The sequence below is a fragment of the Myxococcus sp. AM010 genome (genome assembly GCF_013372585.1).
Lineage (GTDB): Bacteria > Myxococcota > Myxococcia > Myxococcales > Myxococcaceae > Myxococcus > Myxococcus vastator.
Window position 1 is genome coordinate 37,855 of the sequence record NZ_JABXEO010000055.1, and the last position, 20,410, is coordinate 58,264.

Consider the following 20,410-nt stretch of genomic DNA (forward strand, 5'->3'; position numbering starts at 1 on the left):
TCAAACCGCTCCGACGGCGCGGAGAATCTGCTCGGGGGACAGCAGGTCCATGCAGTCGCGCTGGACGCAGCCCGCATCGAAGTCCTGCTTGTAGCACATGAGGCAGGGCACCTCCGGTTCGAGCACCGTGCCCCGGCCATACATGTAGAACTCGTGCCGGTTGAACGTGTTGTTCAGCAGGACGATGCGCTTGCGCAGCCCCACGGCCGCGTGGAACGCGAACGTCACCGACGTCACCACCACGTCGGCCAGGCTCAGCAAGCCGATGAAGCCGTCGAAGGGCTGGACGCCGAAGTAGCGGACGCCGGCCCGCGCCGAAATCTCCAGGTTGCGCTCGTGCTCGTCGGGCCCGCCCACGAGCACGACCTCGCGGCCCGTCTCCTTCAAGCGCCTGGCAAGCGTCGCCCAGTTCGCGGGCGAGTAGAGCCGCGGCTTCCATTGGCTCCCAGCGCCTGTGTTGAGCATCACCACCTGCTTGCCCGGCTCGAGCTCCACCTGGGGCGGGGTGTAGTCGGGCAGGATGTACTCCTCGCCCTGGAAGGCGAAGCCGCAGATGTCGAACAGCTCCTGGACGTAGTGCCGGGTGTTCGCCTTCATCAAGTCGTCGAAGACGCCCGTGCGCCACTTGCGCTGGCTGTCCCCGTCGAAGGGCAGGATGACGCCGTCCTTCTGCGTGAAGCCCTTCTTCACCCGGCCGTCCACGCGGTTCGCCAGCGCGCACGCCTCCACGTCCTTGTCCAGGGACAGCACGAGGTCGAAGCGCAGGTCGAGCACCGTCGTCACGCCCGCGAGGTCGTAGCGCAGCACCTTGAAGACCTCTCGCCGGGGCACCAGCTCCGGGTAGTGCGTCAGCCAGAAGATGCGCGCCCCCGGGTGCCGCTGGCGGATGGCGTGGAGCAGCGGCGTGTTGCGCACCACCTCGCCCGCGGCCTGGAGCTTGATGATGAGCACGTTGCCGGTGGCGGGTTGGTAGTCGGCGCAGCCGTCGCAGTGCGTTCCCCGCGCCTTGTGCGGGCCGCAGGGCTTGTAGCCGTTGAAGTGCTGGCAGTCGGTCCGGATGTCCATGGTGGCTCGCTCCCGGGGCTACGCGGCCTGCCGAGCCAGGGACTGGGCGTCGGCGTCCAGCTCCGCGAACGTGTCGCGCAGCACGGCCACCATGGCCTCCAGCTCCTCGGGGGTGACGGTGTAGGGCGGCATCACCAGGATGGAGTCGCCGCTGCCGTCCGGCAGGTAGCCAATGGAGAAGTAGAAGTTGCCTCCCCGCCGCATGGCCCGTTGCAGCACCTGCTCCGCCAGCCGCGCCGTCCTGGGAAAGGCGCGGCGGGTGCGCTTGTCGGCGACGAGCTCGAGGCCGCAGAAGAGGCCCAGTCCGCGCACGTCGTCCACCCAGGAGAAGGCGGTCAGCTCCCGCAGCTTCGCGCGCAGGGCGTCCCCCTGGCGTTGGACGTTGTCCAGCAAGCCCTGACGCTCGATGACGTCGAGCACCCGCAGGCCCACCGCCGCGGAGAAGGGGTGATTCGTGAAAGTGAACCCGTGGGCGAAGTTGGCGCCATCCCGATGGAGGCCGTCCACGATGTCGCGGCTGGCATAGACGGCGGACAGCGGAAGCAGCCCCGCGGCCATCCCCTTTCCCTGGACGATGATGTCCGCCTGGACGCCTGAGTGCTCGGACGCGAACCACGTGCCGCAGCGGCCGAAGCCGCACATCACCTCGTCGAAGATGAGGGTGACGTCGTGACGGTCGCAGATGTCCCGGACGCGCTGGAGGTAGCCTGGTGGCGGGACGCTGACGCCCATGGAGGCGCCAATCACCGGCTCGACGATGAAGGCCAGACAGCTCTCGGGACCCTCTTCCAGAATCTTCCGTTCCAGCGCTTCGGCGCAGGCCTCGCCGGACTCTGGCCGGCGGTAGGCGTCCGGCGCGGGGATGAAGCATTGCTCGCGCAGCAGCCCGTCGAACAGCAGCCGGTCGCGAGGCTTGCCCGTCACGGCCAGGGCCAGACCGGTGGCGCCGTGGTAGCCCGGCTCGGTGGCAATCACCTTGTGCTTGCGCGGGCGCCCCGTCTTGCCCAGGTGGAACTGGTACGCGAGCTTGATGGCCGTCTCCACCGCGTCGGAGCCGCTCCCCATGAGCAGGACGTGGGAGATGTTGGCCGGGGCCAGGGCCACCAGCCGCTCGCCGTAGGTCTCCAGCTCGGGCGTGGTGAACTGCATGCCGTGCAGGTAGCTGACGTGCCGCATCGACTCGGCGGCCTGCCGCGCCAGCTCCTCCAGGCCATGTCCCAATATGGCGACGCCCGCGCCGCCCACGGCGTCCAACCAGGCGTTGCCCGCGTCGTCGTACAACCTCGCGCCGCGCCCGCGGACGATGCGCGGATAGCGGTGCTCGAAGCGTCGGTGGAAGAGCATGGCGACTCCTAGGCGTCCAGGACGTACTCGAGGGCGCGCCTGGCGCAGGCCTCGGGGGAATGGCGGAACCACGTCTCGATGACCTGATGGGGAACGGGCGGAGGCACGAAGCGCGCCTTCACGTCGAGGTACTCTTCCAGTGTCGTGCAGCCGCCGCAGTACCCGGCGCGGGCGCGTTGACTCAGCAGTCCTTGTACGGCCTCGGGGGCGTCGTCCGCGGGGCGGAGCCAGAGCACCTTGAGCCGCGCCTGCGCATGGGGCCCGAGCACGCGCAGGAGGTACTCCCAGCTTGAAGGCCGCGAGTAGGTGGTGACCGCCACGAGCGAGCGCGGGGGCCGTGCGACCTCCAGGTGGATGCGCACGGCCTGGTGGAACAGCTCATAGGCCATGGTCATCCGGTTCAGGTTCCGCTGCCGTCCCGCCTCCGTGGCCTCCCAGTCGGGCTCCGGCGGACCGATGCCCGCTCGGGCGAGCACGTCGATGTCGATGACATGCGCTCCCAGGGGCGGGCCCAGCAGCGCGGCCGTCTCGCTCTTGCCGGAGAGGGGCCAACCACACAGCACGGTGACCGTGGCCGCCATCACGTCTCCCTCCGTGCCAGGCCCGCGTCCGCCAGGTGCGTCAGGAGGGCGGCGTGCAGGTGCCCGTTGGAGAAGAGCAGCTCGGTGCAGCGCGTGAGTGACCAGGGCGCGCCGTCGAAGCACGTCACCTGTCCACCGGCCTCCTCGATGAGGCCAACGGCGGGCAGGTGGTCCCAGGGCTTGTTGTCGATGGCCAGGACGGCGTCGATGCTGACGGGCAGGTGATGGCCGCGCGCCAGCCGCGTCCCCGCCCAGCAGAAGGCGCCGAAGTTCCGGATGCGCGTCACCCCGGCGACCAGGGGCGGGTGGTAGAGCCGCCCCACCGTGGGCGTCGTCCCGTCGACGGCGATGGAGGCCCGCGCCAGTTGCTCCACGGAGGAGACGCGCAGTGGGATGGCCGTCTCTCCCCGGAGGATGACGATGGCGCCCTGGCCGCGCCTGCTGACATGGAGGCCCCCGCCGCCCAGCCGCTCTTCGGTGGGCAGGAAGATGACGGCCTCCTCGACACGGCCTCCCACCACGCTGGCGAACTGCAGCCCGAAGAGGGGCGCGCCCAGGAGGAGGCTGTTGGTGCCGTCCACCAGGTCGACCACGCAGCAGTCACCCTGGGGCGGCCATGGGGACACCCCCTCTTCGTTGATGGGCAGGCCGGGGTATCGCCTGGCCAGGAACGCGGACGTGCGCTCGCGCAATTCGTCGACGACGCCGTAGACGAGCCGGTCATCCGCGCGCGCGGTGTGCGCCCCCACCGCGCCCTCGAGCAGCCGGGTCCAGAGGGGCCGCAGGTCTCCGGCCAGGAACTGCCACAACGTGCGCGTCTCCACGTGGGGGCCCGCCGCGTCACTTCTCATGGCGAGCGCTCCAGTCCGTCCCGGCCTCGGCGAGGACCGCCCATTCCCGCTCCACCAGCATGCACAGGACGTGGGCCAGGGTGATGTGACACTCCTGGATGTGCTGCACGTTGCCGCTGGGCACCCGGATGCAGACGTCACTCAGCCCCAGGAGCTTGCCTCCGCCGCTTCCGGTGAGCGCCAGGGTGCGGATGCCCAGCAGCCGCGCGCAGCGGAAGGCCCGGACCACGTTCTCGGACTCGCCGCTGGTGCTGATGCCGAGCAGCACGTCCCCGGGGCGCCCCAGCGCCTGGACCTGACGTTCGAAGATGTGGCTGAAGCCGAAGTCGTTCGCGTGGGCGGTGATGAGCGAGGTGTCCGTCGTCAGCGCGATGGCGGCCAGCCCCGGCCGCACGAGGTCGTGGCTCAGCGCGCTGACGAACTCCGCCGCCAGGTGCTGGCAGTCCGCGGCGCTACCGCCGTTTCCACAGAGCAGCACCTTGCCGCCTGATTGCAGCGCCTGCGCCAGGAGGTTCGCCGCCGCCTGGATGTCCTGCTCGCAATGCTCCAGCAGCCGCTGCTTCGTGTCGATGCTGCCCTGGACGTGCTGCCGGACGAGGCGGGTGCCCGGCTCGCTACGGTCCTCTACTGCCTTCAGCGCTGTCTCCATCTACATCCTCCCCCGCTGGTGAATGTGCCGTTGGACGAACTCCGAGGCGTGAAGCAAATCGTCGACGACGTGGTGGGCTCGGGCGCCGGGAGCGCCCTCTTCCGCCGCGCCATGGCCCGTGCGGACCAGGAAGGTCATGGCTCCCAGGTGCAGGCCCCAGGCGATGTCGCTGCGCTTGTCCCCGATGACGAAGCTGCGCGACAGGTCGATGCCCAGCTCCGTCGCTGCCCGCAGCCCCAGCCCGGGCCTGGGCTTGCGGCACGCGCAGCCCGCGTCGGGCAGGTGGGGGCAGACGTAGATGCCGTCCAGGTGCAGGCCGTCTCGTGCCAGCCAGGCCCGGAGCCGCTCATGAATCGCATCGAGGGCCTGCTGGTCGAAGTAGCCCCGGGCCAGTCCGGATTGATTGGTGACGAGCACCAGGCCCAGCCCCAACGCACGGAACCGGCGCAGCGCGGCCAGGGTGTTGGGGAGCAGCCGCAACCCGTCCGGGCCGCGCAGGTAGTCCCGCTCCTCGATGAGCGTGCCGTCACGGTCCAGGAGGACGAAGGCCCGGGTCAGTGCCATGCCGTCACCTCGTCCCAGGGCGACAAGCCCACGGTCGGACGTGGCCAGCGCCTCGTATCGAGGAGGAGCTGGTGGCCGGGGCGCACGCCTCGCTGCGCGAGCCGGGCCGCCACCTGCTCCGCCACGAGCGGCGCGAAGGCCAGCTTGGTGGGCCAGAGCTGCGTGACACCATCCGAGTGGTGGAGCACGGGCCCGTCGGGCCGGAGCCCGGCGGCTTGCCGCCCCTCGGCGCGCTCCACATCCAGGACCGCCAGCGCGCACGCGGACAGGTCCACACCTGGAAGCTGCGCGGCCAGCGCGTCCCGTGCCGTGCGTGCGTGGGCGAGCGGCTCACGGTCCAGGCCCGCTTCGGCCAGCGCTCCGCCCAGATACCAGACGGTGCGGCCCACGCTGTCGCGGTGGCTGGTGACGGTGACGCGTGGCGTGGCGCCTGCTCCCAGCCAATGCGCGTAGAGGTCTGGCAGCGCGCCTCGGAGCATCACCATGCGCAGGGGCCGGCGCTGCATGGGGGCCGCGCCGGTGGGCATCAGCCGCCCGAGGGCCTCATTCCCGGCGCCCGCGCACAGCACGACCTGCTCACACAGGACCTCCAGCCGCTGCCCGCTGGGGCTCTGGACGTCCACGCCCGCGACGTGCCCGGCGGCGTACCGCAGGCGGGTGGCTTCGGGGTTGATGGCCAGCAGGGCCTCGTGGTTCGCGTGGGCCAGGGCCTCGAGCACGGACGGGACGTCCACCACCGGCTCCTCGAGCTGGTAGACGGCATGCCGCGCGGACGGGCCGAGCGCCGCGGCGAGGGGCTCCGGGATTCGCTCCGCGTCGAGCGCCGCCACGCGTCCATGGAGCAGCTTGCTGGCGAAGAGCCCCGCCAGCCGTGAACCCCACCCCTGACCGGCGACCAGATACTGGTGCCGCGACAGCAGGCGGGCGCCTCGCAGGTCCGGGGCGTGCTCACCTTGGAGGGACGCGCGCCATCGGGCGGGCATGGCGGTAAGGGCCTGGCTCGCCGCGCCGAGGGCGCCGTCGAGGGCGTACTTCAGTCCTCCGTGGATGATGCCCTGCGCGCGGAGCGTCTGGCCCATGCCCAGCTTGCCGCCCTCGCACAGGATGGCGGCGTACCCCTGGGCGCGCAGGTGCGCCAGCGTCCAGAGGCCGCAGATGCCACCCCCCAGGATGGCCACGTCGGCGCGAACCTGTTCGATGGGGGCGGGGCCGGCCATCGCTCACCCTCGCTCCTGGGACGCGGGGGCCGCCGTCTTCGCGCCGCCGCGCTCGTGGATGCGCGCCACCAGCCCGCTGGTGGAGCACCCCTCCATGAAGTCGAGGATGCGCACCTCTCCGCCCGCTTCGCGGACACAGCGCTGGCCGGGGACCTGCTCGGGGCGGTAGTCGCCGCCCTTCACCAGCAAATCTGGCAGGAGCCTGCAGACCAGCCGCTCCGGCGTGTCCTCGGTGAAGGGCACCACCCAGTCCACGGACGAGAGCCCGGCGAGCACCTGCATCCGCTGCTCCACGGGGTTGAGCGGCCGGGCGGGGCCCTTGAGCCGGCGCACCGAGGCGTCATCGTTGACGGCGACGATGACCCGGTCCGCCAGGTCCGCGAGCTGCGCCAGGTAGGTGACGTGACCGGCGTGGAGGATGTCGAAGCACCCGAGCGTCAGCGCCACCCGCTCGCCTCGCGCCTTGGCCTCGCGGACCAGGTCCACGAGCCGTGCCTCGGTGACGACGCCGCGCGGTGGCTCAGCCGGGCCGGACAGCGCGCGTTCGAGCTCCGTCACCGACAGCGCGCAGGTGCCTCGCTTTCCAATGACGATGCCCGCGGCGGCGCTGGCCAGGGCCACGGCTTCCGGCAGCGGCACGTCCACCGCGAGCGCCGCCGCCAGCACCGCGATGACGGTGTCCCCCGCGCCCGTGACGTCCCGGACTTCCGTGGCCGACGCCGGCACGTGCAGGGGCGGGTGTCCTTCGCGCAGCAACGTCATGCCCTCGGCCCCGCGGGTGATGAGCAGGGCGTCCAGGGACAGCGCTCGCAGCATCGCGAGCCCGCGGGTGGCCAGCGTGGCGTCGTCCGCGCAGCGGCCCGCCACGGCCTCGAACTCACTCCGGTTGGGGACGAGGACGGAGGCGCCCCGGTAGCGGGTGAAGTCCGTTCCCTTCGGCGCGACCAGCGTGAGGCGGCCCTTCTCCCGGGCCCGTTCGATGAAGCGCCAGGGCTCCTTCAGCGTTCCCTTGCCGTAGTCGGACAGCACCACGACGCGCGTCTGCGCGAGCTGGGGTTGGAGCCGCTCCAGGAGCGGCTCGTCACAGCTACCCGGAAGGCCGTCCTCGAAGTCCATCCGGAGGAGCTGCTGCTGGCCGCCCAGCACCCGCAGCTTGGTGATGGTCCTCGCGCTCCGCACCCGCACCAGGTCGGCGCGCACGCCCGCCGCCGCGAGTTGCACGTCCAGCGCGGCTGCGTCCGCGTCCTCTCCGGTGACGCCGAGCAGGCTGACCGCGGCCCCCAGCGCCGCGGCATTCACGGCCACGTTGGCCGCGCCTCCCGCGCGCGACTCGTCGCGGTTCACCAGCACCACGGGGACGGGGGCCTCGGGAGACATGCGTGTGGCCTCCCCATGCCAGGAGCGGTCGAGCATCACATCCCCCGCGACCAGGACCCGGGCCTGGTGGAAGGGAGGCAACCGGCGCTCGCGGGGAGGCGTCTTCGCGGCCGTCATGACAGGCCTCCCTGGACCGCCGCCTGGAAGGTGGCGCGTCCTCGCTGGAAGCGGGGCAGGTAGACGTCGCGGAGGAAGGCCCGTGTGCCGGGAAGGTCGTCGCCCGGGGCCGGTGCCTGCTGGAAGGTGCCGTCGGCGGCGAAGTACTCCGGCACGGGCGGCGTGCCGTCATGCAGGCCTTCGGCGCGCAGGGCCTCCGTCAGCCGGCGGTTGCAGGTGGCGACCTTGTCGCGGATGAGCTCGGTCCAGTGGCGCCAGAGGGGGAGCTCGTGCCAGAGCGGCTCCAGGCGGCGGGAGAGCGCCAGCAGGTGCTCCGCGTGGGGATGGTAGCGGGCGAGCTTGTGGTAGCCCTCCTCACGCGTCGCGCCCTCATCGACGATGCCCTGGAGCAGTCCCCGGTAGAAGCCGAACAGGTCCTCCAGGTTGTCGCAGTCCTTGAGGACGAACGGGTCGACGGTGTCCGCCTTGAGGCACGCGCGGACGCCGAAGAACGCGGACGCGAAGTCACTGGCGTGGTCCTGGCGCAGGCCCTCACCCGGGGGCAAGGAGCCGCGTTGGCGCCGGAGGCCGTAGTGGAGCGTGCTCAGGCAGGCGCGCCCCCTGGCGCTCGCGAGGGCTCGCCAGGCGGTGCGCAGGAAGACGTCCATGTAGGCGCTGGAGTCCTTCGCGCCGCGCAGGTCATCCAGCCGGGACAGGCCGCGCAGCCCCGCACGCGTGAAGCCGAGCAGGTTCGGGTCCTTCACATCGAGCGCCCGCGCGTCACCGCCGCGAGGGATGAGCGTCTCGTAATAGTTGCCGAGGAACAGCTCGGGCTGCCCGTCCGGGAAGACGCGCTGCTTCGCGCCGACGTTGAGCACGAGGTCGTGGGGCCCGAGCTCCGGCTCCATCAGCCAGGGGAAGACGTCGTAGGCGAGCACGATGTCTCCCGCCGACCAGACGAGGGTGTCCGCCGCCTGGGCGCCCAGGGCCTCCGAAGCGCCTCGGATGGAGTGGAAGAAGGAGCGGTGTCTTGGGTCCTCCGGCACGTAGAGCAGGTGCTGGGCGTCCGGGAGCACCTTCGCGGACACGAGGTAGTCGCGAAGCACCTCCACCACCTGGCCGACCTCGGGCGGCCCATAGACGCTGACCTGCACGCCGCAGGTGGCGAAGTGGAGGATGGGGAAGGCGATGGCGGGGATGTTGTCGAGCAGGGGGTAGAGGAACTTGAGGTCGTCGACCCCACCTTGCAGGGTGCGCTCCATTCGCGTCGCGGCGATGCGCACCGGGGCGCGGAGCGTCCGGCCGTGCTGCTGGTCGCGCATCCGCCGGTGGGCCACGACGCGCTTCTCGACGATGCACGCCAGCGCGGCTTCTTCGGAGGGGAACAGCTCATGGCTCGCCGAGATGGCGACGTGGCGCGCGGGACGGGCATGGCCGGCGCCCGCTCGCACGCGGGCGCGCGGGAGGCTCCACGACTTCTGCGAGGACATGGCGCACTTTCCGGGAGGTGGGTGGCGTGCCGCGAGGACGCCCCGACAGGCGCCCCCCACGGCACTTCAGCAACCCCGGTGCCACTGTCCGGAAGGCGCCCGCGCCTTCATGTTTCGAGCACTTGCGCGCGGAGTCCTTGCGCACCCGCACTCATGGCGTCATTTCGCGACGCGCGCGCGTCCTGGGGATACGCGCGCGCTGCCGCTCCACTCACGCCGCGCCGGGCACGCGGGGGCCGAGCACGTCGCGCAGCGCGTCCGTCACGGTCAGCTTCGGGGCCCAGCCCAGCGCCTTCAGCTTGTCGGGGGCGCCGACGAGGCTGGGGATGTCGGAGGGCCGCAGGCGCGCGGGGTCCAACTCGATGCGCGCGTCGACGCCCGCCAGCGACAGCATCTCCTCCAGCAGGCTGCGGATGGTGCGGCCCTCGCCGCTGCCGATGTTGTACGCCTGCCCCGGCTCGCCCTTGTCGAGCAGCAGCCGGTAGGCCTCCACCACGTCGCGGACGTGGGAGAAGTCGCGCACCGCCTCCAGGTTGCCGGTGCGCAGCACCGGGTCCACCGTGCCCAGGCCAATGGCGCGAATCTGCGCCGCGAACGAGGGCACCACGAAGGTGGGGTCCTGCCCCGCGCCCAGGTGGTTGAAGGGCCGCGCCATGACGACCTCCAGCCCGTAGCTGCGGTGGAACTGCACCGCGGCCAGCTCCGCCGCGGACTTGGAGGCCGCGTAGGGGCTCAGGGGCACCGCCGGGGTGTCCTCGGTGGCGCGCGTGCCCTCGGGCACCGGGCCGTACACCTCGCCGGAGCCCACCAGCACCACGCGCGCCTTCGGGACGCTCTCGCGCACCGCGGTGAGCAGGTGCACCACGCCCATGGTGTTCACCGCGAACACCCGGGACGGGTTGTGGTGGCTCTTCGCGACCGAGCTGAAGCCCGCCAGGTGGATGACGCCCTCGGGCTTCACCTCGGCCAGCGCCGCCTTCACCGAGGCCTCGTTGGCCACGTCGAAGTGCAGGGCGTTGCTGTTGATGCCCTCACCGCGCGGCCCATGGGCCTCCACGACCTCGTCGCCAGCGGCGCGCAGCAGGGCGCACAAGTGCCGGCCGACGAAGCCATCCGCGCCTGTTACCAGAATGCGCATCTACCGCTGCCCCGCCTTCACGCGCTCCAGGTCCGCGTCCACCATCATCTCCACCAGCTCCTTGAAGCGCACCTTGGGCTCCCAGCCCAGCTTCGTCTTCGCCTTGGCCGGGTCACCGATGAGCAGGTCCACCTCCGCGGGGCGCACGAAGGCCGGGTCGATGAAGACGTGCTTCTCCCAGTCCAGGCCCACGCGGCCAAAGGCAATCTCCACCAGCTCGCGCACGGTGTGCGTCTCGTTGGTGGCCACCACGTAGTCCTCGGCCTGCGGCTGCTGGAGCATCCGCCACATGGCGTCCACATAGTCGCCCGCGAAGCCCCAGTCGCGCTTGGCGTCCAGGTTGCCCATGGGCAGCTTCTCCTGGAGGCCCAGCTTGATGCGCGCCACGTTGTACGTGACTTTGCGCGTGACGAACTCCAGGCCCCGGCGCGGCGACTCGTGGTTGAAGAGGATGCCGCTCACCGCGAACAGGTTGAACGACTCGCGGTAGTTCACGGTGATGTGGTGGCCGTAGGCCTTGGCCACGCCGTACGGGCTGCGCGGATAGAAGGGCGTGTCCTCCGTCTGCGGAACCTCCAGCACCTTGCCGAACATCTCGCTGGACGACGCCTGGTAGAAGCGCGCCTCCGGGCGGGTGTGGCGGATGGCCTCCAGCATCTTCGTCACGCCCAGCGCGGTGAACTCACCGGTGAGCACCGGCTGGTTCCAACTGGTGGGGACGAAGGACTGCGCCGCCAGGTTGTAGACCTCATCGGGCTTCGTCAGGCTCAGCAGCGCCGCGAGCGAGAACTGGTCCAGCAGGTCGCCCTGGTGGAGCTGAATCTTCCCGTGCAGGTGCTGGATGCGCTCGAACTTCTCCTCCGACGAGCGGCGCACCATGCCGTGCACCTCGTAGCCCTTCGAAAGGAGCAGCTCCGCGAGATAGCTGCCGTCCTGCCCCGTGATGCCGGTGATGAGTGCGCGCTTGGTCGCCATGGTCTCTTCTGTGTTGGCTGGAGGACGCACTTTCTAGCCGACGCCGTCACCCGTCGCCAACCGTTCCGGGAGGCTTCCCACTTGAAAGCCTGACACCTCGTGCCAAGTTAGGGCGTTCCAATCGCTCAACCTCGAGGCGGTCATGCGCAACCCAACCCCCCTGGCCCTGGCGGCGTTGCTGCTGGGCACTCCGGTGTCCGCGCAGGTCGCCGTGCCGCCGACGTCGCAGTCCGAGCCCGACCCGTCCATCACCGGAGGGGTGCTCCAGGACGTGGCCCTCTGGGTGAGCCCCGGCGCCCCCGGCAGCAGCCTGTTCCTCACCGCCTACAACAGCCCCAACTCGGGCCTCGTCACCTTCGGCGTGGGGGGCGAGCAACTGGACGCGGAGCTCCCGGATGGGCCGATGTCCGCCGTGGCCGTGCGGGACGACTTCCCGCTGTCCGGGGTGCAGCAGACCCTGGCGGTGGCGGCCAGCATCAACCTCAACGGGCTGGTGGCCTACACGGTGGACCCCGACCGCGCGGACCGGGTGGTGCGCGTTGGCGCAGGCGCCTTCGTGACGGGGACGCAGTTCTCCGCCGTGGCGCTCCATCAAGACGAGGACTCGGGCCGGTTCCATGTCTTCGCGGGCACGCCCACGGGCGTGCTCCAGCAGTACGAGCTGGCCGGGGACACGGGGAGCGTGACGGCCACCCTGGTCCGCACGCTCACCACGACGGGGCCCATCGCGGGCCTGGCGGTGGACGAGGCGTCGGACTCCCTGTTCGTCACCCAGCAGGGGCAGGGCCTGTGGCGCTACGCGGCGTCCGCCGACGCGGACGTCACCGGGCAGCAGCTCGCCATCCAGGGCACGGGCGGGCTCTCCAACAACGTGGGCCGGGTGGCGCTGTACCGCGCGCGCGGCGGGGAGGGGTACCTCCTGGTCGCGGACACGGGCGCGGATGCGTTCGCCGTCTACGAGCGGCGCGCGAGGACCTTCGTGGGCGCGTTCCGGCTGGCGGACGACGATGGGGGCGTCATCCGGGCGAATGACCCGGTGGCCCTCGCCGTCTCCGCGTCGCCGCTGGGCACGGCCTACCCCGAAGGGCTCTTCGTGGGCAGTGATGCGTTCTCCAATCCTCAGCGCTTCCTGTATGCGCGCTGGCCAGCGGTGGCCGAGGCGTTCGACCCCGCGCTGCGAATCGACACGCGGTCCGACTCGGATGGGGGGACGGACGGGGGCACGGACGGCGGCTCGGGCGACGGAGGTGGCACCGGTGGTCCGGGGCCGCTGCCTCCTCCGGGGGTTTCGCCTCCGGCTGACTCCGGTTGTTCGTGTGCTTCGGCCTCCGTGCCGGCCACCGCGGCGTTCGCGTTGCTCGCGCTGGTGCGGGTGGGGCGCCGCCGCCGCGACTGAAGCGCGTTGCCAGCGGGCGCGCGCCGCGCTGAAGTGCGCGCCCTCATGCGTTCCTTCCGACTCATCGCCCTCGCGTTGGTGTGCGGGGCCACCCTCTCGTGCTCTGGCGCCCGGACTCGCGGCGCGCCCCGCGAACCCATCCGCATCACCCTGGTGGGCATCAACGACTTCCACGGGCAGGTGGAGCCCCACCGCACGCCGTTGAAGGACGGCCAGGTGGTGGAGGAGGGCGGCGCCGCCACGCTCGCGGCCTATGTGGCGCGGCTGCGCGCGGACAACCCGGGCGGCGTGGTGCTGCTGGACGCGGGCGACATGTTCCAGGGCACGCTGCCCTCCAACCTCACGGAAGGGGCGGTCGTCATCGACGTGTACAACCACCTGGGGGTGGACGCGGCCGCCATTGGCAACCACGAGTTCGACTATGGCCCCGTGGGGCCGGGCTCCATGGCGCGGCGGCCCGGGGATGACGCGCTGGGGGCGCTCAAGGCGCGCATCGGCCAGGCGCGCTTCCCCCTGTTGTCGGCGAACCTCCGCGACGCCGCCACCGGCGCGCCCCCCGCCTGGACGGGCAATGACGGCACGTCCCTGCTGGAGGTGAAGGGCGTGAAGGTAGGCCTCATCGGGCTCTCCACGGAGGACACCCCCAAGGTCACCAACCCCGCCAACGTGACGTCCCTGCGCTTCCTGCCCCTGGCGCCCGCCGCGCTGGAGGCGTCCCGCTCCCTGCGCGCGCGCGGCGCGGAGGTGGTGGTGGCGGTGGCGCACGCGGGCGGCAAGTGCGCGGACTTGAGCAACCCCCGCGACACGTCGAGCTGCGACCTGGGCGACGCGGAGATTCTGTCGATGCTGGAGCGCCTGCCTCCAGGCACGCTCGACGCCGTCGTGGCGGGGCACACCCACCAGACGATGGGCCACTTCTTCGCCCAGGTGCCCATCATCGAGACGACGGGGCTGGCGCGCTCCCTGGGCGTGGTGGAGCTGTTCGTGGACCCGGCCAGCCGCCGCGTCCTGCCCGAGCGCACCCGCATCCAGGCCGCCATTCCCCTCTGCGCGAAGGTGGACGCCACCCAGGGAACCTGCGACGGACGCCGCCTGCGCAACGCGCCCCAGGTGCGCCTGGAGCCCGCGTCGTTCATGGCCGAGCCGGTGGTGCCCGACGCGCAGGTGGCGCCGCTGCTGGCGCCGGCGCTGGCGCTGGCGCGGGAGGCGCAGAATCGTCAACTGGGACTCATGGCGGCCACGCCCCTGGCCCGCGGCTACACGGAGGAGGGCCTGCTGGGCAACCTGGTGGCGGACGTGCTGCGTGCGTCGGCCAACGCGGACGTGGGGCTGATGAACCCGGGCGGCGTCCGCGCGAACCTGCCCGCGGGGCCGCTCACGTTCGGTCAGGTGTTCGAGGCGCTGCCCTTCGACAACACGGTGGCTGTCATCTCCCTGACGGGCCCCGAGCTGGCGCGGCTGCTGTCGCTGGCCTATGGCAATGACATGGGCTCCATCTTCGCCGTCTCCGGCCTCGAGGTGACGCTGGAGCGCTGCCCGGGGCACGGGCGGTTCTCCAAAGTCGCCCTCACCGGAGGACAGCCGCTCGTGTCCGACGACCGGACGCTGTACCGGGTGGCCCTCCCGGACTTCCTGGCGCGGGGCGGTGACGGGCTGGAACCCCTCCTGCGCACCGTGCCGCCGGAGCGCATCGAGATGGCCCCCGTCAACGGGCTCGACCTGCGCGAAGCGCTCATCGCCTACGGGAAGGCCCGAGGCGGCACGCTGGACGCCCCGGCGCTGGGGCGGGTTCACTACAAGGGTGTAGCAAAGTGTCTGCCAGCGGCGCGCTGAGCGCGTCCCGGCTGAAAATTCGAACGACGGCTGATCCGCTGGGGTTGAACGAGAGGACTCAACCCAGCGGAAGGACACTGAAACCGCGCCGGGGGCCGATTTTTCGGCCTGGGATCAGTTTCCAACGGGAAGCGGAGGTCCTACTCTAGTCCCTGCGAGTGTCCACTCCGAGGTGGCCCAGGGCCTGCGTGGGTGGACTCCCGTGAGCTGGAGGAACCGACATGCTCTACAAAGTGACCCCGATGATGGCGCCGCCTGCGCCTGACAAGGCGAAGCAGCGTGAACCGGGGCAGGGCCAGCCGCGCAAGCGTCGCAAGTCCGCCGTCTACGACGCGGATGGTCAAGAGGTGCTCATCTCGCTGATGTGCATCAAGTGCAGGACGCTGAAGCCGCTGGCGCAGTTCGGCCTGCGGAAGATGGCGGATGGCGCCATCCGGAATCAGCCTTGGTGCCGCACCTGCCGCTCGGGCGCGGGCAGCAAGAAGCCCAAGGCGGGCAAGGACGCCGCCGCCGCCGCGCCGGTGGAAGAGGCGGCCCCGGTGCTCCAGGTGGTGCCGGCCGCGGCGCGGCCCGAAGCGGGTGAAGCGCCCGCCGAGCCTGTCGCCGCCGTGCAGGGCTGATCCACCGCCCGCTGTCCCGACCTCGGGGGCTGGACCTTCCTGGTCCAACTCCCGCGGGAGCATTCCTTCCAAACCTACGAGAGCCGCAGCCCGGCGGGGAGCGTATCCCCGAGCGCGCGAGCCTCGTCCGCGGCTTCCAGCGCCACCACTTCGCGCACCATGCGCACCCACGTCTCGGAGGCCTTCGCCGCCAGCAGGGCCTGGGCCGTGCGCTCGCGCAGCTCCGGGTCCAGGTCGCGCGTGCGGTCTCCCGTGAGCCGCGCGAGCTGCGCCGCCGCGAAGGACGCGCCGTCAAGCTTCCGCAGGTCCAACTCCAGCAGCAGCGTGAGCCAGGCCCCGGCCGTGTCCACGTCCACCACCTTGTGGCTGCTGCCGTAGAGGGGCACTCGCGCGCCCAGGCGTCCCAGGGACCAGGCCCAGGGGCCGCCGGACTTCGCCTCGGCCTTCAGCCGCGCGGCAATCCACCGGCCCAGCTCCGCCTTGTCACCCGGTGGCAGGTGCTCCAGCGAGGCCGCGGTGCGGACCATCTCCTCCAGGCCCTCGGGCTGGATGCCCTTGAGCTTCCCCGGCGGCGGCGCGTCCGGTGGCACCTTCCGCGCCAGGTGGGGCTGGAGGTACGCGTACAGCTTCTGCTGCCGCGACTCGTCCAGTCCGCCCGCGATGCGGCGCCACATCACCCAGAACTCCGTCCACACCGCCTTGTCGGTGTGGTGCTGCACCAGCGCGTCGAAGAGGCCGAAGGTCTGCTCCGCGCGCCAGCCGTCCAGCGGGTAGCCGAAGCCCGGCCGCAGGCTGAAGCCGGTGAGGCTGTAGAAGACGCGCTCGTGGTCGTCCGAGCGCCGGCGCTTGCTCGCGCCCGCGAAGAGGGTGCTCCACATCTCCCGCAGCACCGGCACGCGCCACGTCTCACGAGGGCCCAGCGCCTTCTCCAGCGTGCGCCCGAGCTGCTTCACGTCCTTGGGGCCAATGGGCAGCGGCTTGTTGCCGTAGACGCGCTCGATGTTGTCCTTCGCCTCGACGAAGCGCGCGGGCATGGACTCGGTGACCGTCAACTCGTGCGCGCCGCCGGTGCCGCGCAGCTCGAACTCCAGGCGCCACCGCTCGTCCGCGATGTTGGAGACGCAGTACAGCTCCAGCGTGCCAATCTCCGTCAGCGCCGCCTGGAGGTGCACGGGCACCTCGGCCACCTTGTTGGAGGCGCCCTTGAGCAGCGTGTGGATGGGCGGCAGGGGCTTGAGGTCCTCCACCAGCGGCACCAGGTCTCCGGGCTTGTCGATGCGGTCGCTGGTGGTGGAGTAGAGCTGGAACTGCACCGGCCGGCCCAGGGTGAGCGAGAAGGGGCGCTCGCCCAGGTCCACCTTCTGGCCCTCCTCGAAGCCGCGGGGGATGAGGCACAGCGCGGGCTGCTCGGCGCTGTCCGCCGCGCGCTGCAGGCCCACGTAGTAGGCCCGCGCCGCGCCGCCGCCAATGCGCAGGCCGTGGCCGCGCCGCACCAGGCCGTAGTACGCGGCGCCTCGGGCCACCGCGAGCTCCAGGGACTCGTGCCGCAGCAGGGGAATGCGCGGCGCGCCTGGCCACCACGCGGAGAGGGCCTCCACCAGCCGCTCGGAAATCTGGGGCGAGTTGAACACGCCGCCGTTGAGCAGGATGGCGTCCGGCCGGGGCAGGGCGCCCTCCGCCGGCGCCGGCTCGCCCAGCGCCGCGAAGCCCGCCGCCGCGTGCTGCGCGAGGAAGGCCGCCAGGTGCCGCGTCACCGCCGCGTCCTGCACATAGGGCAGGCCCAGCTCCTGGAGCGCCATGCGCGCGGCGCGGCGCGGCCTGTCGGTGGGCGCGGTGAGGGGGAAGAAGCCGTCCAGCACCAGCGCCTGCGCCTCGTCACGCGACAGGTCCGTGGACAGGGTGCCGCCCAGCAGCTTGCTGCCGCCACCCACCAGCGACACGCCGTGCTTCTCCGGCGGGGCGAGCCCGAGCAGCGCCTCCTTCGCGGTGCGCGCGGCCTGGATGGCCTGCGTCCACTGCGTGGCGGACAGGCGGCGGCCGTCCGTGAAGAGCTTCTCCTCCACCCGGCGCGCCAGCGCGGCGTCCATGTTGTCGCCGCCCAGCATCAGGTGGTCGCCCACGGCCAGCCGCCGCAGCATGGGGCCTTCGGGTGACACGCCCGCGTGCACCAGCGTGAAGTCCGTGGTGCCGCCGCCCACGTCCACCACCAGCACCAGCCGGACGTGGGACAGCGTCTGCTCCAGGTCCGCCCGGTGGCGCGCGGTGTAGTCGTAGAAGGCCGCCTGCGGCTCCTCCAGCAGGGTGAACTTCTCCAGCCCGGCCTTGCGCGCCGCGCTCACCGTGAGGGCGCGGGCCGCTTCGTCGAAGGAGGCGGGGACGGTAATCACCACCTCCTGCTTCGACAGGGGCGCGTCCGGGTGCGCGTAATCCCACGCGCGGGCCATGTGCGTCAGCAGCAGGGCGCTGGCGTCCACCGGGGACAGCTTCTGGATGTCCGCGGGCGCGCCCCAGGGGAGGATGGGCGCGGAGCGGTCCACGCCCGGGTGGCACAGCCAGCTCTTGGCGCTGGCCACCAGCCGCCCCGGCACGCGCGCGCCCTGCCAGCGCGCCAGCTCCCCCACCACCCACGGACCGCCATCATCCCCCCAGGGCAGCGTGAGCGAACCCTCCGCCAGCTCGTGGCCGGCGGGCACGTAGACAGTGGAGGGCAGCAGGGCCCGCGGGGCCACCTCGCCCTGGCGGACGAGCTGCGGAAGGGCGAAGTCCTCCACGGGGGCACCCGCGCCCCGCGAGGGGTCCACGGATGCCACGGCGCAATGGGTGGTGCCCAGGTCGATGCCAACGATTCGCATGACGCCTCCGATTTGACGGATGGCTTTCTACTCCTTCATGCGGACGTTGAGCTCCAGCTTCCAGCGTCCGGGGCCTTCCTTCTCCAGGCACCGGAGCTCCAGCGTGCCCACCTCCGTCACCGCCGCCTGGAGGTTGACGGGCGTCAAGTCGCTGAAGGTGGAGGGCTGGCCGGGCATGGTGGTCTCGATGGGGGCCAGCTCCTCCAGCCCGCCGCTGGCCAGCTCGGTGTCGACGTCCTCCAGCATGACGCCCACCTTGTCGTCGCGCCGCAGGGACGAGGAGAAGAAGCGGAAGCGGGTGGGCTCACCTGTGACGAGCCCGAACTCCTGGGGCGGGACGTCCGCCTGCGTGCCTTCCTCCATGCCGAAGGGGGCCACGCAGAGCGCCTTCACGGGCGGCTCCATGCCGGGCACCGCGGGCATCGCCGTCTCCACGCCCACGTAGTAGGCGCGGGCCGTGCCGCCGCGGATGCGCAGGCCGTGGCCCTGGCGCACCCAACCGTAATAGGCGGCGCCGCGCGCCACCGCGAGGTCCAGGTCCGCGCCCTCCAGCTCCTTGGCGGGCTCGCCGCCATCCGCCGTGAGCCAGCCGTTGAGCACCTCCATGACGCGCGCCTTCAGCGGGCCGGCCTTGAAGACGCCGCCGTTGAAGAGCACCGCCGTGGGGTGGAGGAAGGCCTTGCCGCTGACGTCCACCGGCGCGTCCGGGCTGGTCGCCAGCGCCTGCGCCTGCCGCGTGAGGAAGGCCGCCAGGTGCCGGGACACGCCGGCGTCCTGGGCGTAGGGCAGCGCCATCTGCGCCAGGCCGGTGCGGCGCGCGGTGCGCGGCAGCTCGGCGACGGGCGTCACGGGGAAGAAGCCGTCGGTGAGGACGCGCTCCAGCTCCTCGCGCGTCAGCTCCGTGCGCAGCGTGCCGCCGATGAGCGACGAGCCCCGGCCGGGGATGGAGATGGGCGCGCGCTCCATGGACGGGTCGGCGTAGAGCGCCTCCTTCGCCTGACGGCAGCCGTAGGTGAGGGCGTTGAACTGCCAGGCGTCCAGCTTCTTGCCCTCGGCCGTCATCCGCTGGTTCAGCGTGTGCGCCAGCGCCAGGTCCATGTTGTCGCCGCCCAGCAGGATGTGGTCGCCCACGGCCACGCGCAGCAGCTCCAAATCACCCGCGCTGTCGCGCACGGTGATGACGGAGAAGTCGGAGGTGCCGCCGCCCACGTCCACCACGAGGATGACCTCGCCGGGCTGCACCTGCCTGCGGAAGTTCTCCCCCATGGCCTCCAGCCACGCGTAGAGCGCGGCCTGGGGCTCCTCCAGGAGGGTGATGTTGGGGATGCCCGCGGCCTTGGCGGCCTCCAGCGTCAAGTCGCGCGCCGCCGCGTCGAAGGAGGCGGGGACGGTGACGATGACGTCCTGCTCGGACAGGGCGTTGCCGGACTCCTCGCGCTCGCGGGCGAAGGTGTGGTCCCACGCCTCCTTGAGGTGGCGGAGGTAGCGCGCGGACGCGTCCAGCGGCGACACCCGCTGCACCTCGTCTGGAGCCTGCCATGGCAGCAGCGCCGCGCGCCGGTCCACGCCGGGGTGGGACAGCCAGCTCTTGGCGGAGGACACCAGCCGGGTGGGCACCTTGGCGCCGTGCGTGCGGGCGAACTCACCCAGCAGGGTGCTGGCCTCCGGCTTCCACGGCAGCGCCAGGCTGCCAGCGGGGAACTCCTGCGCGGAGGGCAGATAGAGGAAGGAGGGGAGCAGCGGGCGGGCCTCGACGGTGCCGGGCGCGGTCAACTGGGGGACGGGCAGCATGGACTGCGCGCCGCCGCGAGCCTTGCCCTCCTCCAGGTTGAAGTAGGACACCGCGGAGTGCGTGGTACCCAGGTCGATGCCAATGGAATAGCGGGCCATATCGGACGAGAACTCCTGGAAGACGCGGGTTTGTTCGCGCTGTGAATCCGTGGTGGCCGGCTCAGGGAAGCTCGACCTCCGCGGGAGCAAGCACGCGCGGGTCGATGGCCGGGCTGACGGTGGGCAGCTTCACCGCCGTCGTCATCCAGCCGTGGTGACGCAGGACTCCGTTGTAGGGCGGCTGGCCCGCCACGTTGCCGGTGAGGCGGATGCGCTGGGCGTCGAACCCGACGGGCACCGGCACCGCGTCCCCTTCCGACTGGGGCAGCACCCGCTCCAGCGTCAGGTACGTCTGGGCCACCTTGCGACAGCCCTCATGGACGATGCGCGCCGCGGCGCCCACCTCCGCGTCGGAGAAGGCGGAGACGTTCTCCTGCAGGAAGTCCACGAAGCGGCCCTCGCGCTGGAGCATGCCCAGCAGGGACAGGGCGCTGGCGTGCTCGCGCTCGGGGGCGAGGGCAGGGGGCGGCTC

General features: G+C 71.7%; 17 protein-coding genes. 3 read left to right on the plus strand and 14 right to left on the minus strand.

Features of this window, described 5'->3' with window-relative positions:
- The 11 genes from HV826_RS23450 to gmd all read right to left on the minus strand — a co-directional run bounded on the left by HV826_RS23450 (position 1) and on the right by gmd (position 11,347).
- Positions 1 to 1,065 carry a glycosyltransferase family 9 protein gene (locus HV826_RS23450; protein ID WP_176419239.1) on the minus strand — a complete coding sequence of 355 codons (1,065 nt, stop codon included), beginning with the start codon at positions 1,063 to 1,065 and terminating at the stop codon, positions 1 to 3.
- A gap of 18 nt (positions 1,066 to 1,083) precedes the next feature.
- Positions 1,084 to 2,409, minus strand: a complete 1,326-nt coding sequence (locus tag HV826_RS23455) for an aspartate aminotransferase family protein (RefSeq protein ID WP_176419240.1) — start codon at positions 2,407 to 2,409, stop codon at positions 1,084 to 1,086.
- Positions 2,410 to 2,417: 8 nt separating this feature from the next.
- Entirely contained in the window at positions 2,418 to 2,993 is a 576-nt protein-coding gene (locus HV826_RS23460) for a hypothetical protein (protein ID WP_176419241.1), read from the minus strand.
- On the minus strand, positions 2,990 to 3,841 hold the full coding sequence (locus tag HV826_RS23465) for an inositol monophosphatase family protein (RefSeq protein ID WP_176419242.1): 852 nt from the start codon (positions 3,839 to 3,841) through the stop codon (positions 2,990 to 2,992). The genes HV826_RS23460 and HV826_RS23465 overlap by 4 nt, the downstream gene beginning before the upstream one ends.
- Positions 3,831 to 4,490 (minus strand): SIS domain-containing protein, encoded by a 660-nt coding sequence (locus HV826_RS23470; protein WP_176419243.1) that lies wholly within the window; start codon positions 4,488 to 4,490, stop codon positions 3,831 to 3,833. Before HV826_RS23470 ends, HV826_RS23465 begins: the two co-directional genes overlap by 11 nt.
- On the minus strand, positions 4,491 to 5,054 hold the full coding sequence (locus tag HV826_RS23475) for an HAD-IIIA family hydrolase (RefSeq protein ID WP_176419244.1): 564 nt from the start codon (positions 5,052 to 5,054) through the stop codon (positions 4,491 to 4,493). It lies immediately after the preceding gene.
- Entirely contained in the window at positions 5,045 to 6,271 is a 1,227-nt protein-coding gene (locus HV826_RS23480) for an FAD-binding oxidoreductase (RefSeq protein ID WP_176419245.1), read from the minus strand. Before HV826_RS23480 ends, HV826_RS23475 begins: the two co-directional genes overlap by 10 nt.
- A gap of 3 nt (positions 6,272 to 6,274) precedes the next feature.
- Positions 6,275 to 7,765: a bifunctional D-glycero-beta-D-manno-heptose-7-phosphate kinase/D-glycero-beta-D-manno-heptose 1-phosphate adenylyltransferase HldE gene (gene hldE, locus HV826_RS23485; RefSeq protein WP_176419246.1), complete on the minus strand. Its 1,491-nt coding sequence runs from the start codon at positions 7,763 to 7,765 to the stop codon at positions 6,275 to 6,277.
- Positions 7,762 to 9,234: a hypothetical protein gene (locus HV826_RS23490; protein WP_176419247.1), complete on the minus strand. Its 1,473-nt coding sequence runs from the start codon at positions 9,232 to 9,234 to the stop codon at positions 7,762 to 7,764. The genes hldE and HV826_RS23490 overlap by 4 nt, the downstream gene beginning before the upstream one ends.
- 211 nt (positions 9,235 to 9,445) lie before the next feature.
- The gene (locus HV826_RS23495) at positions 9,446 to 10,372 is read right to left on the minus strand and encodes a GDP-mannose 4,6-dehydratase (protein WP_176419248.1); all 927 of its coding nucleotides are present in this window, start codon (positions 10,370 to 10,372) and stop codon (positions 9,446 to 9,448) included.
- Positions 10,373 to 11,347, minus strand: a complete 975-nt coding sequence (gmd, locus tag HV826_RS23500; protein WP_163779986.1) for a GDP-mannose 4,6-dehydratase — start codon at positions 11,345 to 11,347, stop codon at positions 10,373 to 10,375.
- A 142-nt stretch (positions 11,348 to 11,489) separates the two neighbouring features.
- Here gmd and HV826_RS23505 point away from each other — a divergent pair, with 142 nt between their 5' ends.
- The 3 genes from HV826_RS23505 (at position 11,490) to HV826_RS23515 (ending at position 15,196) form a co-directional block, all read left to right on the plus strand.
- Positions 11,490 to 12,743: a myxosortase-dependent phytase-like phosphatase gene (locus tag HV826_RS23505; RefSeq protein ID WP_176419249.1), complete on the plus strand. Its 1,254-nt coding sequence runs from the start codon at positions 11,490 to 11,492 to the stop codon at positions 12,741 to 12,743.
- A 45-nt stretch (positions 12,744 to 12,788) separates the two neighbouring features.
- Positions 12,789 to 14,576, plus strand: a complete 1,788-nt coding sequence (locus tag HV826_RS23510) for a bifunctional UDP-sugar hydrolase/5'-nucleotidase (protein WP_176419250.1) — start codon at positions 12,789 to 12,791, stop codon at positions 14,574 to 14,576.
- Between the two features lie 221 nt (positions 14,577 to 14,797).
- The gene (locus HV826_RS23515; RefSeq protein ID WP_176419251.1) at positions 14,798 to 15,196 is read left to right on the plus strand and encodes a hypothetical protein; all 399 of its coding nucleotides are present in this window, start codon (positions 14,798 to 14,800) and stop codon (positions 15,194 to 15,196) included.
- Positions 15,197 to 15,270: 74 nt separating this feature from the next.
- Here the strand turns inward: HV826_RS23515 and HV826_RS23520 are convergent, their stop codons facing one another.
- From HV826_RS23520 to HV826_RS23530, 3 genes are all read right to left on the minus strand, one after another.
- Positions 15,271 to 18,048: an Hsp70 family protein gene (locus HV826_RS23520; RefSeq protein WP_176419252.1), complete on the minus strand. Its 2,778-nt coding sequence runs from the start codon at positions 18,046 to 18,048 to the stop codon at positions 15,271 to 15,273.
- Between the two features lie 27 nt (positions 18,049 to 18,075).
- Complete coding sequence (locus tag HV826_RS23525) at positions 18,076 to 19,938, minus strand: Hsp70 family protein (RefSeq protein ID WP_176419253.1); 1,863 nt, start codon at positions 19,936 to 19,938, stop codon at positions 18,076 to 18,078.
- Between the two features lie 61 nt (positions 19,939 to 19,999).
- On the minus strand, positions 20,000 to 20,410 hold a 411-nt coding region (locus HV826_RS23530), incomplete at its 5' end, for a DUF2760 domain-containing protein (protein WP_176419254.1).